9 protein-coding genes and 1 tRNA gene are annotated in these 13,213 nt (G+C 51.4%); 1 reads left to right on the forward strand and 9 read right to left on the reverse strand.

Features of this window, described 5'->3' with window-relative positions:
* The first annotated feature begins 3 nt into the window (after positions 1–3).
* Positions 4–101: transfer RNA gene (locus KI809_RS04925), tRNA-Sec, on the forward strand.
* Positions 102–305: 204 nt separating this feature from the next.
* Here KI809_RS04925 and KI809_RS04930 read toward each other — a convergent pair.
* From KI809_RS04930 to KI809_RS04970, 9 genes are all read right to left on the reverse strand, one after another.
* On the reverse strand, positions 306–1,793 hold the full coding sequence (locus tag KI809_RS04930; protein ID WP_214170366.1) for a type I restriction-modification system subunit M: 1,488 nt from the start codon (positions 1,791–1,793) through the stop codon (positions 306–308).
* On the reverse strand, positions 1,790–3,469 hold the full coding sequence (locus tag KI809_RS04935; RefSeq protein ID WP_214170367.1) for an MBL fold metallo-hydrolase: 1,680 nt from the start codon (positions 3,467–3,469) through the stop codon (positions 1,790–1,792). Before KI809_RS04935 ends, KI809_RS04930 begins: the two co-directional genes overlap by 4 nt.
* Before the next feature lie 29 nt (positions 3,470–3,498).
* Positions 3,499–4,599, reverse strand: a complete 1,101-nt coding sequence (locus KI809_RS04940) for a hypothetical protein (protein ID WP_214170368.1) — start codon at positions 4,597–4,599, stop codon at positions 3,499–3,501.
* A gap of 34 nt (positions 4,600–4,633) precedes the next feature.
* Complete coding sequence (locus tag KI809_RS04945; RefSeq protein ID WP_214170369.1) at positions 4,634–5,692, reverse strand: PDDEXK family nuclease; 1,059 nt, start codon at positions 5,690–5,692, stop codon at positions 4,634–4,636.
* An 81-nt stretch (positions 5,693–5,773) separates the two neighbouring features.
* Positions 5,774–6,622, reverse strand: a complete 849-nt coding sequence (locus KI809_RS04950) for a hypothetical protein (protein WP_214170370.1) — start codon at positions 6,620–6,622, stop codon at positions 5,774–5,776.
* Between the two features lie 32 nt (positions 6,623–6,654).
* On the reverse strand, positions 6,655–8,307 hold the full coding sequence (locus tag KI809_RS04955) for a hypothetical protein (RefSeq protein WP_214170371.1): 1,653 nt from the start codon (positions 8,305–8,307) through the stop codon (positions 6,655–6,657).
* Complete coding sequence (locus KI809_RS04960) at positions 8,273–8,869, reverse strand: hypothetical protein (RefSeq protein WP_214170372.1); 597 nt, start codon at positions 8,867–8,869, stop codon at positions 8,273–8,275. The genes KI809_RS04955 and KI809_RS04960 overlap by 35 nt, the downstream gene beginning before the upstream one ends.
* 15 nt (positions 8,870–8,884) lie before the next feature.
* Positions 8,885–10,306 carry a restriction endonuclease subunit S gene (locus KI809_RS04965; protein WP_214170373.1) on the reverse strand — a complete coding sequence of 474 codons (1,422 nt, stop codon included), beginning with the start codon at positions 10,304–10,306 and terminating at the stop codon, positions 8,885–8,887.
* Complete coding sequence (locus KI809_RS04970; RefSeq protein ID WP_214170374.1) at positions 10,303–13,107, reverse strand: type I restriction endonuclease subunit R; 2,805 nt, start codon at positions 13,105–13,107, stop codon at positions 10,303–10,305. The genes KI809_RS04965 and KI809_RS04970 overlap by 4 nt, the downstream gene beginning before the upstream one ends.
* Between the last annotated feature and the right edge of the window lie 106 nt (positions 13,108–13,213).

Raw genomic sequence — 13,213 nt, forward strand, 5'->3', positions numbered from 1 at the left:
TCCGGAGGTACGACGGTCGCTGGTGGGCCGCGCGGTCTTCAAAACCGTTGAGGGGGGTGAGAAACTTCCCTGGTGGGTTCGATTCCCATGTACCTCCGCCAATAGACATAAGGTGCTTAAATGTCCCTTGAAGCATAATGTAGCAACGGTTGCCACTTTATGCTTCATAATATTTGTTGCCAATTTATGCTTCATTTTTGCAACAAGAATACACTGGCGACCGTTTGACCGTTTCCCAAAAAAATTGCCGTCTCCGATGGAGGCGGCAATTTTTTAATCAAATTATCCTGAGCAGCCTGTCTATTTCAGGGAGAAGTGACGTCCGCTCCTACATCTTCAGCAATAAGCCTAAGCTGCTCCAGCGCTCCCTCGAGATCTTCAATCATATCCCTCAATATAACATCAGGTGCAGGAAGGTTGGCTGAGTCCTCAAGACTTTCATCCTTCAGCCAGAAGATGTCCAAGCTCGCCTTGTCTCTGGCAATAATCTCGTCGTAGCTATAGGCGCGCCAGCGACCAGCCGGGGTTTCCTCGTTCCAGGTGGCGGTGCGTTCGTGCCGGTTAACAGGGTTGTAGCATGTGACGAACTCGTCCAGGTCCCTGCGCTGGAGTGGGTTCGTCTTCAGGGTGAAGTGCATGTTGGTGCGCAGATCGTAGATCCATAGCTTCTTTGTCCATGGCGTCTCGGAGGCCGGCTTCTTGTCGAAGAAGATGACATTCGCCTTTACCCCCTGGGCGTAGAAGAGCCCAGTGGGGAGGCGCAGCAGGGTATGGACGTCGCACTCGTGGAGGAGCTTCTTGCGGATCGTCTCCCCGGCACCGCCCTCGAACAACACATTATCCGGCACGACTACCGCAGCCCGCCCGTGCTGCTTCAGCAGGGTCTTGATGTGCTGGACGAAGTTCAGCTGTTTGTTGGAGGTGGTGGCCCAGAAGTCTTCCCGCTCGATGGTCTCCTTCTCGTTGTAAGCCTTGCCGTCCTCGCCGATGATGGTGGTGGAACTCTTCTTGCCGAAGGGAGGATTGGTAAGGACAAGTGAGAAGCGGTCGCCGGGATCGGCAGCCAACGCGTCGCCGACGGTAAGTGGCAGCGTGTCGCTGCCGATCCCGTGGAGCATCAGGTTCATGGCGCAGAGCCGGGCAGTAGCGTGCACGAGTTCCCAGCCCCGCAGGGCTTTCTCGTTCAGGTTCTTCTTCTGGTCCCGGTCGAGGCGGTGGTGTTTGGAGATGTAATCATGGGCAGCCAACAGGAAGCCACCGGTGCCGCAGGCCGGGTCGCAGACCGTATCGGCGGGTCCCGGAGCGGTCACGTCTACCATCGCCTGAATCAGCGGACGGGGGGTGAAGTATTGACCTGCCCCGCTCTTGGTATCTTGGGCGTTTTTCTCCAGCAACCCCTCGTAGGCATCCCCCTTCACGTCGGCACTCAGCATCGACCAGTTTTCCTTGTCGATCAGGTCAACGATCAGGCGGCGCAATTTGGCTGGGTCCTGGAACTTGTTCTGCGCCCGGCCAAAGATGAGCCCCAGAAGCCCCTTCTCTTGGCCGAGTTTTTCCAACGTGTGACGGTAGTGGTCGAACAGTTCGTCGCCGTCCTTCTTCAGGAGGCTCGGCCAGTCGTAGCCGGATGGAACGGGGCTCTTCTGATCAAAAGGTTTTTTCGTCCTCTCGTAAGCCATCTTGAGGAAGAGGAGGAAGGTGAGTTGCTCGACGTAGTCGCCGTAGCTCATGCCATCGTCGCGGAGAACGTTGCAGTAATTCCATAGTTTGCTGACAATTGCGGCTGGGGTCATCTAATACTCTTTCTGGTGCGCCGAGCTTTCTTTGGCGACGCAGTCATTAGTTTATCTGCATCTGCGGTAAACTTAGGCATTTCATCAGCAATTGATATTGCATGTGAATCCACCATCCATGCTTTTCCATCAAAGCTAAGCCGGACATCACCCACATCTCCGCTCCCGTCAACGGATTTATGAATAATCGTCTTGTAGTCTTGAACCTTGTCAGCAGACGGACGCGAAGTGAATAGCAGTTGCATATCATCGCCGGACTTACGTACCTGGCCGATGAACTCGGCAAATTCTTTGGATGGTCTTGTTTTATCGGTAGTCGCGTGGGAAATAAGCAGGAAAGAGCCTTCAGTTTGCTTGTGATAGTTCGCTTCCAGCAGCACATTGTAAAAGTCCCAGTTGTAGCCTGCATGGTGGGCGATCTGGATCACGTGTAACGGCAGGAGAGGTGCCAACAGAGCAGGATAGAACCCGCTTTTCCCGGCTGCAAAATCCACGCACCCCGCATCACCGGACACCAGAATCCCCTGTTTCTCAGCTTCAAGACGCATGATGTAGCTGAGCTGATTGCTTGGCGTTATTGATCGTTTCTTCACCGGTGTATAGGTGAACATTGCTAGGTAGTCACCGACAGGGAGCTTGTCGCGCAGGCTTTTGACCAGCCTCTGTGAAGGACCAAGGAGGGTAAGAACTGGGCCATCCGATACGAGGTTCGCACCCGGGATGAAACGGGCCTGCGCGCTCTGCCATATGTAACGTATCGGCTTGCCAGCCTCGATCGTCTGACAGGCAATGGGAACGCTTTTGGCTTTCAGTGCTTCTACGACCTTGAATAGATGGGACGCGGTAATGGCGTCCTTTGCCTGTGACTTACGGATCTGGGCAAAATGAACGGCATCCGGCTCAGCGTGGGTAGATCCTCTACTCCAACGCCCCTTGAAATAATCAAAGCGGCTTTCAGGATTAATTCTGATATAACGGTCGAAAAGAGGTTCCTGAGCGAGTATTGGTTTTCCAACTGCCTCCTTGTGCAATGAAAACGATGAAAAATCCATAAGATCCTCATCACTTAAAAAATTGCCGATTGTTGAATCCGCATCTTTAAGATGTCTTTGAAACAGTCCTACAGCAGAATCCGTCTCCCCATTCCAGGTAAACGCTTCCTCTGAAAATTCACGCTTGAAATTCTGCCTCGGAAAGGATGCTTTCCGTGGTTCGTCCGCAGCCCTTTCCAGTGTTCGTAACTCTTCGCACGCTGCCAGTTTGACTCCTAAGTAGCGCTCCAATGTTTCCGCGCCGTATTTCTTGGCAAATTGGTGAGCCAAAAGTTGCTCGCTTCGCACCCTGATGCCGGCAGGCTGGTACTCCGTGTCATTCGCAACCGGGGGTAGCCAGGCTTCGCCGATTTCGATACCAGGGTCTTTAATTATTGGGATCAGACCATATAGATGATCTTCGTCGTAATGAGTGCCTATCAGCAGGTCCAGCCGGATTTTCCCGTCGCCGAACATCTGCCGAAGCTTCTTGAGCACATGGTCCTGAAGATAGCCCTTGCTCTTGTTTACACTAATGCCGGCGTCGGCGAGGATGCGAATTTGTTTGCCTGCCTTGTCTTTAAATTGGAGCAGGAGACTGGAGCCTAGCTGAACTTCGAACATGTCAATTTGGATCTTTGCCATTCCGCTCTCCAAGCCCGTTTATTGAAATCTTAAGCTTCAATTGCCGCCAACTGCTCCATCCTGTCGGCAATAAACACAAACATCTCCAGAGCCTTGTCCAGATTGGCCTGATCGATAAACACATCAAGTGTATATTTGCCAGACTCGTTAAAAACGCCGAAGCTCATCAACTCCTTACGAAGTGCTGCCAACTCTTCCTGAGAAACATCGAGATATTCGAAATAGAAGTTAAAATGCCCATTAGGCCATCCATAGGCGAACGACGTAACTTTACTGTTGCTGGCAAACTTGATGCGGAGCGAGAAGCCCTGCTTGCCCCACGAAACAATCAGGTTACGCTGCTGTGCAATGCCGAATAGTTTGTCAAAATACTCACGACTTTCCGAAGGAAGGCTGGCAAGAAACTTGGTCTGATTGGTTGGTGTCGTGGAGCCACCTTCTTTCTTCTGCCTGGCCCTTTCGGTCAAACCGATCAATCGCGGGACAACGGCCCTTCTCTCGCCGCCAAGGTACTGCTTCACCTCGACGCCGATTACCTCAATGTCAGACATTTTGTCATTCATGAACTCAATCAGCCGCTGCAATTCTCGTGGGATTTCATCGGCAACAAAGACAAGGCGGATTTTGCCTTCCTTGAGATTTTTTTCGACAGTTTTCCAGTATTGATCCAGCGCATCCTCTTCACGGGAACCGACCAAGTCTGCAACCAACTCGTCGAGGTCTTTTTGTTGCAGGCGCGCCGTTTCAGCAGCATCTTGCCTGAGACGGTCGACAGACCAATAGATAGTGCCATTGGCAGCGTAGTCGAGCATCTGGGCGACAACTTCCCGGCGGATGCGGGTATCAGTCGCCCGTTTGCACTCTATGAACGTTGGAATCCCATCCTGATCTACAAACAGATGATCGAGACTCCAGTTGTCGCTTCCGTCCTGACAAGATGGGACGCCAGCCTCTCGTTTTATGAGTAACCATTTGCGCGGATAATCGGGATTGATTTGATCGCCGGGAACGAGGTCGGGGTAGTCCTCCAAAAGACCTTGGAGAATATCTTCCGCGGCATATGGCGTCTCCTCCATTGGAACGAGCACTTTATCTGTTTCTCCAACGAGAAATATCTTAGCCTTTGACATTCGCTCTCCGTTCACTATCCGTTAAATTCAACAACTAAACTGCTTCCACATATTCAATCTTCACTTCAGGGTATTTCTCCTTGATCGCTTCCATCGCGGGGATTGTCCCTGTGCCCCACATCTTAGTCAGAGCATAGGTTTTCCCGTTTATGCGGAACAGTTCCCCGTCCTCATTGAAATAGCGTCGGGGTTCATAAAGTGCGCCACGCTGGCCGCGAACCTTTTCTGCCCTCTGATGGAACTCCTCCTCAGAGCACTCACCTTCGACAATCAGCCAGCGTTCACTGCCGGGCAGCAGCGGCAGCAACTCCTCTGGCGTCTTTCCTCTGCCTATCATCGCTTTGACGACTTGATAGATCATGCGCCTCTTCGGAAGGTTCTGATACTCAGCACCTTCGATTCTAAGATTAAAGCGGGTAAGATCGCGGTTAGTCTGCTGCTGCCTTGCCTGGCGCTGTTCTACCGCTTTTTCCCTGATTCGCACCTGATAATCGGTGGCCTCAGGCAGGGGAACGATCTGCTGAACGTCGAGGAGGATACGCTCCCCCAGTCGGTACGGCTTTAGCCGAATGCAGCGGATATCCATGTCACGTTGATTCAGCCACATTACCGAGGTGGTCAACTCTTTTGAAAATTCAGCCGAGGCCAGAATGATGCGGACATCCTGCGCAAACTCCTCCTGGTTCGGCTCATCCCAACCCAGAAAATCAAGAATTGCCGCCTCGGCGTCCCCATCCTTACCGTGGACCTTTAGATAATCGGCATGCACGGATACGACCTTGGCAAACGTCATTGTCGATACCATCGCGGCATAACGGATGGCCTGCAACTCCATGTGGCCGCCGTCCTCAGTGCGCTTCAATTCAATAACCACGAGGTTTCCGGTCCGGTCAAGCCCAAGCAGATCGATACGGCGACGACTATCTTCCCATTCGCCAAACTCTTCGGTAATCACCATAACGTCACGGTCAATGACGCTGATAGAATCAAGCAGAAGTCGCTGGAGATCAGCCCGCTCACGGATGCCGGCGGAAATGAAGGATGTCTCCTCCAGCGGATGAATTGCATCGGTAGTTATTTCATATACGGGCATGGACTACCTCACTTTACTTATATATTCCTTCTAACGAGAGTCCGTTGCAGAAGTAACAATGAGCTTGCATTGAGTCTGGATTCATAATGAGCCCTCAGCTTCTTCCTCACGGATTTCTTCGTCCGATCCTGCTGTGAGACGCCTGTCATATAGCGAAAAACGGCGTTCTAGATGTTGCCCAACCAAGTGGATAAGAACGGAGGGAATTGCCCAAATCCCAAATAATATACCTAGCAAAAGAAGATGATGCGAAGAGCTAGTATTTGAAATAATCAAAAAACATAGCCCAGCCAATATCAGCTCAAGAAAGAATATAAATGCAGTATTGCCATGCTCCCTTAAATGCCTATATGTATCGACTAGCTCTTTGTTAGTCCAGTTTTTTTGATTTTCGGTAATTATGCCACGCCTGCGTGACAGTGAATAGGCAAGCCCATATAAGGGGGTAACTTTATTTTTAAGTCCCCAGCATTCAATTTTGTTAGTAAAAGCCGTATACATGCGAGCAATCTGAAGTGATGAAAACCCAACAGCAACTGCAAAGGCAGAAATTACGGCTAGCAGATCAGAGTATAAGGTCGACAACACAATCACCAATGCCCCAGCAAAAAATGTGGCTAAGTATCCATCAAGATGTATTTTTGCTGGCCATTTATTCCCTTCTTTACCAAAATCAATAACCCGAGTTGCATGGAAAGTAAGGATTGGATACGAGGCAATGTAACAAAACAGGTTTCCATACAAAAAGAGCAGGATCAATCTAGCAGCATCTAGGTCTCGAACCTCGCTTGGGATAAATAGAACTGACCTCATCTCAGGCCCAGATATGTTTGACAAGTTACTAACTATTACCATGCCAGCTATAGATGGCATTAGGTAACGGACAAGATATCCTTCCCACCATCTATTAGCATTATTTCCAGTGTTCATATCAATCCTCCTTATTTCTTTGTTTGCACTGTTTATACGACAGGAGGTTCACGTATAAACCAAGAACCGTTGAAATATCTATCGAGCTTACTTATTACTGATGGAATAGCTCGATAGGGTAAAACTATACAAAAAAGCATGATCAAATATTTGTTTTCAACAAGAGATTCCGGCACTTCAAGGCATCGACATTCTCGGGCCTCCTGCTGCAACTCTTGCCATTCTTTTGTCAGCGGGGGTTGATCATCAACATTTGTGCCTTTGGCTGATTTATAAAGACAATACATCCATTTCTCTTCTGGCTCAAAATGCTTGTGAAGCATTTTAGAATAGCTCGGCCACACTGATTTGGATGTAACTTTAAAATTTGTCCGGACTAGCAAATTCAGGAGTGGTTTTGCAAAATACGATGAATTCTGAAATTTTGTATCGTGGTATGGGTCCTCTTTTATTCCGAGAAATTCTTTCATAAGAAAGCGTATCTTGTCCTCAAACCCGTAATACGGGCTGCTTAAGCCAACCTCGTTTTTTTGCGTATTGGCACCAACAATTTGCTTAAGAAGTTCTCCTAACATGAAGTCGGGCCGAATCCCGGCCTCTGTTGCTCGTAGATACCAGATATATATCAGAAATTGCGGAACAGCCCCCTCGCCCCACAAATAATGATGGGTGAAGTCTCTTGGTAAAAACTTTTGTAAAAAGCCATCATGGCCTTCTTTTAAGAATCCAGCTTCTTGGCCCCAAAACCAGTAAACTGACATCAATGCGACGACAAGCGTATACCTACCTCGATATGTAACAGCATCTGCCAAAGGATCACCTTCTACGAGATGGCCTTTGTCCTTGATTTCATCACACAAGTCAGACAATGCTGCAAGGATTGAAGCCATGGCAATATCAACAGCTTCCTTAGCATTTTGCTTATACGACTTACCATGTCTCTCTATACAAGCTACTGCATGGGTTGCATACATGCACCATCCACAAATTATGCTGTAATGGTTATTTTCTCGATAGAAGTTCCGCAGAGTAGCCGCGGTAAGAAGAGCAGCACTTGTAATTCTACGTTTAATTTCATTGGCAGATACTTTATTCGGGATAGTTTCTTCCAGCAGAAGAACTTCTTTTAACAACTCTGACGCAAGCTCAAATGAGTAACTCTCTTTCCCGTCTTTTACTAGCAAACTCAGCAGATTATTCACATTCTCTAGCTCGGAAGGCCACAAGTTCGCGCCATACAGTTGAATGTCAGCTAGTAGCTGACCTCGCGAAATCAGTTCGACCGTATGACCAATGGCACATTGCGCAGCCCAACCACGATTTAGGTCGTCTAGCGCACGATGGACCTCCTCTTCAACAATTCCGTTTGTAACCAAAAAAGACCTATGCGGTGCTATTCCTAAGCCTGGATAAATGACAGGCTGGGTTACAAGTTGAACTAACTGGTTTTGAATGTCTCTGAATTCAGATAAGGATAACCGGGCACCCGGATTACCTTTTAATTGGAACGCACACGTCTTGCCATCAGGTCCGATTGCTATGATATCCTTTCCGAACTCAAGTGCGCTATGACGTGTGCTGTGGAGAATCTTGTACCCTTTTGCTGACAATATTTGACAGAAGGGGCCTTGATAACTCCTTTCACTTGCGCTATCCAACCAGCCTTCGAGAAGCCTCTCTAGCACGGTACTCCTCCCGCTTCTGAATCATCAATTCTTCGTGTCGCCTCTTAAGGTCAGGATCAGCCTCAAGGTCAGCAAAGGCCTTCCTGACAGCGTCCTGTAATTGCGGAGCAGTGTGCAACTCCAAACCATGATGTTTTCCATCTTTATCAAAGTCTATGTGGATGCTTTTAAGTGCTTCCAAGATAGTATCTGCCGTAAATGGTTTACCCTTCTGATCTACAGTTCTACCCATTCGATCAAGATCTTCGTTCATTTTTAGATAGAAGGTTTTTTGGACTTGATCAGACATGTTTTTAGCGGCTTTATCTAATTTATCTAATACATCGTTAAGAGATAAACCTGGAACCTCGTCATAAGAAATAGAGAATTCCGTTGAATTTTGAATAAATGAACTCTTGTCAACATCTCCTGAGGCACGATGAATTGACATACCAGTACCTTCAAACAACTGTTCTTTTGGAATATCTTGTATGCCGGTACAGTAATATTGAAATCTCCGCCTCATAAATAGGTTTAGAACTTCATTAATCTCTCTTTTTAAAACTACAAAATCTGGGAGCATGATCGACCCGTTATCTTATTTTGTGATATGAAATTGCTTTGAAAGAATCGTCTGCCGCAGGCGCTCGGCGCGTTTGAGGTTTGTCTCGATGGTGGTTTCGAGTTCTTCAGTGACGGAGAGGCGGCGGTCGATTTCAGAGACAATTTCATTCTGTTCAGCAATAGACGGCATGGATATGTGACAATCCTTCAGTTGAGTTGTGTTGATCCTTGGACGTGTGGCGCCATGAACGTCCCCAACCAATTGTTCATAGGCAGTACGAGTCGCTAGGAAGGTTTCGATGTAGCGCTTATTAATTGCCACGTCGTTTATTCGTACACAGAAGCAGTCCGCCTTATTGATTGCCTTTTTGATATGACCTGGCAATATGACAACCCGTGTTTCGTTTGCTACGAAGGAAGAAAAAATAATGTCCCCATGTCCTACCGTATGCTTCTTCAGTTGCTCATATTTTTGCTCAGTGACAAATGATACTTTCCCGTCAATAAACTCAAGCGAGCCTATATTTTCTAGGCGAATTACTCGGACACCAGACGAAACATAGTCAGTGCTTTTCAGATTAGACCCGAAAGGTCCATCAAAGACATCAACGGGAAGTGCACCAAGACGAACCCACACCCACCCCTCAGGCAGCTCCGGCAGATTGGCCGTATCCGGCCCGGCAGGCTCCTTGTATTTCTTCTTCCACGAATCATCCTTCGGCTTGATCCCCTTCGCTTTCATCTTCGCCAGCTCTTCGGCTTCCCACTTGGCACGGCGCTCGGCGAGGATGTGTTTGAGGAGCTGATCGGCAGGCTCGACGTCGGGATGCCCCTTCCGCCACTGCTCGGTGAGCTTCCCTTCCACAGCAGCCTTCAGCACCGCCGCCTTGTACCGCTTGAGGTTCGCCTGAATCCGCTTCAGCGCTGACACGGCCTCGTCGAGGCGGGAGAACTGTTTTTCGATTTCGGAGACGACCCTCTCTTGAATTTCTAACGGTGGAAGAGGAACACTAAAAGCCAAAATTTGATCTTTTGTAAGCGCCTGCCGTGTAACTCCGGTCTGAATATCGAAGATAAAGTGCTGAACATGAGGAGAGGCAAGATACCAGCGTAGATAGGAGGGACTAAGCTCCGGCTTAGGCCTTATAATGCACACATGCTGATTAACTCTCGCACCAGACATTCGATACGGCGCAGTCGTCACACGCCCTATTGAGGCCCCGGTAATATTGAGCAGTACATCATCAGCACGGACTTCCACCGACTTAAGCGCCTCAGCCTGATCGTCATCTAAGAACGCGAGTCCTTCATCCCGGAAACCATCAAAATGGACATTCTGGGACCTGATCAGTGAGATACCAGCTGATTTATATGAAACCTTCCCACCTCGCGGAGTGGCGCCGCTCCCAACCTTCGTCGTAACTGATCCAAGTTTAACCAATTGCCAATTGCTCACGCCGCCAGCACCTCATTCAACTCCTCCAGCATCGGCCAGAGCTCTTCCCCGAACAGTTGATACACCTTCCCGATCCCGCCTTCCTGGCTGAACGGCACATAAGCAAAATCATCCCGCTCGATGGAGAGGTTGGCAACGACATGATCCCGGATCATCTCCAGCCAGCGCCGCTGCTCGTCAGAAAATGTCATCCCGCCCTCTTCCTGCTTGGCCAGCCACACCGCGAACCGCTCGTGCACATGCTCCGCGAAAGGCTCCAGCACCGGATCCTGATGCAGGGCAAAACGGACCAGCGAGACGATGTCGGTCCAGAGCCGTCTCGTCCCCGCACCTTTAACCCTGGAGGTCTCCAGGGCTGCGTAGGCATCCCACAGGCGATCAATGCGCCAGAGATAGGGCGGCTTCTCGATCATTTCCGCCAGGGACTTGATCTCGTCATACCTGAGCCGCTGGTGGTACGGACGGCTGTAAAGGATCTGGAGGGCGGTTATCTCGTCCTTGTGCTCCTCGATGAACTGCTCGAAGCTCTGCACCAGCCCCTTGGCCTTTTCCAGCGCCTCGGCATCAAACCCTGCCTCGATCACCTCATCTGCACTCACGGTGTCGATGAGTTGGTCAGCCCGGGCATGCAGCTCCAGGATCTTCTCCCGCACCCTGGGATTGCAGAGCGGCTTGACCGCCTCGCGGACCAACTGGGTGGCGGCCTGTTTGACCTGCTCCACCGTCGGATCATCTGTCGCGAACTGGCGCCGTGCCTGCTCGATCTGTTGCTCCGGGTCGATGGCGGCGATCAGATCAGCGGTGATCTCCTTCAGCCCCTTGCCGGCAAGCTTCGCGATCTCTGCTGTTGCCTCGGGCGGAAGCTTCTTCTCCAGACGGGCGAAGCGGCCGGCAAGGGAGGAGATGGTCTCGCTCTCGGCATTCCCCAGCGCCACTGCCTGAAGGAGCTTTTCCAGGGAAACGGTCGGTTTCTTCTCCAGCGGCCGGGAGTCGGTCTTGTCCTCTTCACAGACACCGACGGCATCGACAATGACAAAGTGGTCTTTAGCGATGGCATCCGGCGTGACGGCCAGCAGGTCGTCTTTGTTGATGACCCGCACCCCGCGACCTTTCATCTGCTCGAAGAAGGAGCGGGATTTGACCGTGCGCATGAAAAAGACGATCTCCAGCGGCTTGATGTCGGTACCGGTGGCGATCATGTCCACGGTTACGGCGATGCGCGGCATCGGGCTGGTGCGGAAGGCCGCGATCAGGTCTTCCGGCTTGGCGCCGGTGGTGCGATAGGTGATCTTCTGGCAGAAGTCGTTCCCCTTGCCGAACTCCTCGCGAACGATCTTGACGATATCCTCGGCATGGGAATCGTCCTTGGCGAAGATCAGGGTCTTGGGAACCCACTGACGCTGGGGGAAGATCTCGGTCAGCACCTTGTCGCGGAAGGTTTTGATGACGGTACGGATCTGGTCCACGGCAACCACGTCCCGGTCGAGCTGCTTCGCCTCGTAGGCGAGGTCTTCATCCAGCCGCTCCCAGCGTACCGCCCGCGTCTCCCGCTCCCGGCGGTCCACGTAATGGCCTGCCTCGACGGTCGAACCACCCTGGGTGATCCTCGTGCGGATGCGGTAGACATCGTAGTTGACGTTGACCCCGTCGGCAACCGCCTGTTCGTGCGGATACTCCATGACCAGGTTCTGGTTGAAGAACCCGAATGTCTGCTTGCTGGGGGTGGCGGTGAGGCCTACCAGGAACGAATCGAAGTATTCGAGCACCTGGCGCCAGAGGTTGTAGATGGAGCGGTGGCATTCGTCGGTGATGATCAGGTCGAAGGTCTCTGGCGGTACGGCCGGATTGTAGACCACCGGCTGCGGTTCCTTGAAGAGCGATTCGACTCCTTCTGCCGATTGCTCATCCAGCTCTTCAGGCAGTTCTTCGCCCCGAAGGATGGAATAGAGGCGCTGGATGGTGCAGATGCAGACCCTGGCGGTGGTGTCGATCGTGGTCCCTTGAAGGTGCTGGACGATGTACTCGTCGGTGAACTTGAAGGTATTGACCGGGGAGTCGTACTGCTGGAACTCCTTGAAGGTCTGGCGCCCCAGGTTGGCTCGGTCCACCAGGAACAGTACCCGTTTGGCGTTGGCGAACTTCAGCTGACGGTAGATAAAGGAGACGGCAGTGAAGGTCTTGCCCGAGCCAGTGGCCATCTGCACCAGAGACCGTGGCCGGTTGTCTGCCAGAGACTTTTCCAGGTTGGCGATGGCCGTGATCTGCGCCGGCCAGAGCCCCTCTTCGTGGAGTGTCGGCATCTGCCGCAAGCGGGCGCGATAGGTTGAGCGGTAAATGGAGGAAGGCTCAGAGGCGATGCCGATTTCCCTGTCGCCCTCATCAGTAAGCCATGCGGCAAGGGTCTCGGGACGATGGAACGAAAAGACCGGTCGCGACCGGGGGTTGGGATCGAGTTCGTTGGTGAAGCGGGTCTCCACGCCGGTGGACTGGTAGCAGAACGGCAGCGGTCGTGACCAGGCAGGGAGGGTATCGGGAAGGCCATGCTTGTATTTGTCTGACTGGATCTCGACGCCGGTGAGTGTGTAGCCGGCAGGTTTCGCCTCCACCACTCCGGCAGCCTGGCCATCGACGTAGAGAAGGTAGTCGGCCTCCCCATGACCGGGCTTGAGCGGAAACTCGCGGATAGCGACGCCACGGCCGGCATGGATGTTTGCCTCTTTCAGGTCGCAGACCAGCCATCCGGCCTGTATCAGGAGCCGGTCAATCTCTTCGCGGGCTTTTTCCTCGGGGGTTGGCGGCATGGAGCATCCCTAACAGAAGATTAACAGCATTCATGTACCAGAACCAGTGCAAAAAAGCCATTAAAACCGGCTAAGAGTGGGAAATTTCCTGCCCCTGCCATGACAT

Origin of the sequence: Geoanaerobacter pelophilus, assembly GCF_018476885.1 — a bacterium.
GTDB classification, from domain to species: domain Bacteria; phylum Desulfobacterota; class Desulfuromonadia; order Geobacterales; family DSM-12255; genus Geoanaerobacter; species Geoanaerobacter pelophilus.

What these genes read in the sequence shown, in the direction of transcription:
- KI809_RS04930 (WP_214170366.1), bottom strand. Translation starts at nt 1,793, where the DNA reads ATGACCCCAGCCGCAATTGTCAGCAAACTATGGAATTACTGCAACGTT.
- KI809_RS04935 (WP_214170367.1), bottom strand. Translation starts at nt 3,469, where the DNA reads ATGGCAAAGATCCAAATTGACATGTTCGAAGTTCAGCTAGGCTCCAGT.
- KI809_RS04940 (WP_214170368.1), bottom strand. Translation starts at nt 4,599, where the DNA reads ATGTCAAAGGCTAAGATATTTCTCGTTGGAGAAACAGATAAAGTGCTC.
- KI809_RS04945 (WP_214170369.1), bottom strand. Translation starts at nt 5,692, where the DNA reads ATGCCCGTATATGAAATAACTACCGATGCAATTCATCCGCTGGAGGAG.
- KI809_RS04950 (WP_214170370.1), bottom strand. Translation starts at nt 6,622, where the DNA reads ATGAACACTGGAAATAATGCTAATAGATGGTGGGAAGGATATCTTGTC.
- KI809_RS04960 (WP_214170372.1), bottom strand. Translation starts at nt 8,869, where the DNA reads ATGCTCCCAGATTTTGTAGTTTTAAAAAGAGAGATTAATGAAGTTCTA.
- KI809_RS04970 (WP_214170374.1), bottom strand. Translation starts at nt 13,107, where the DNA reads ATGCCGCCAACCCCCGAGGAAAAAGCCCGCGAAGAGATTGACCGGCTC.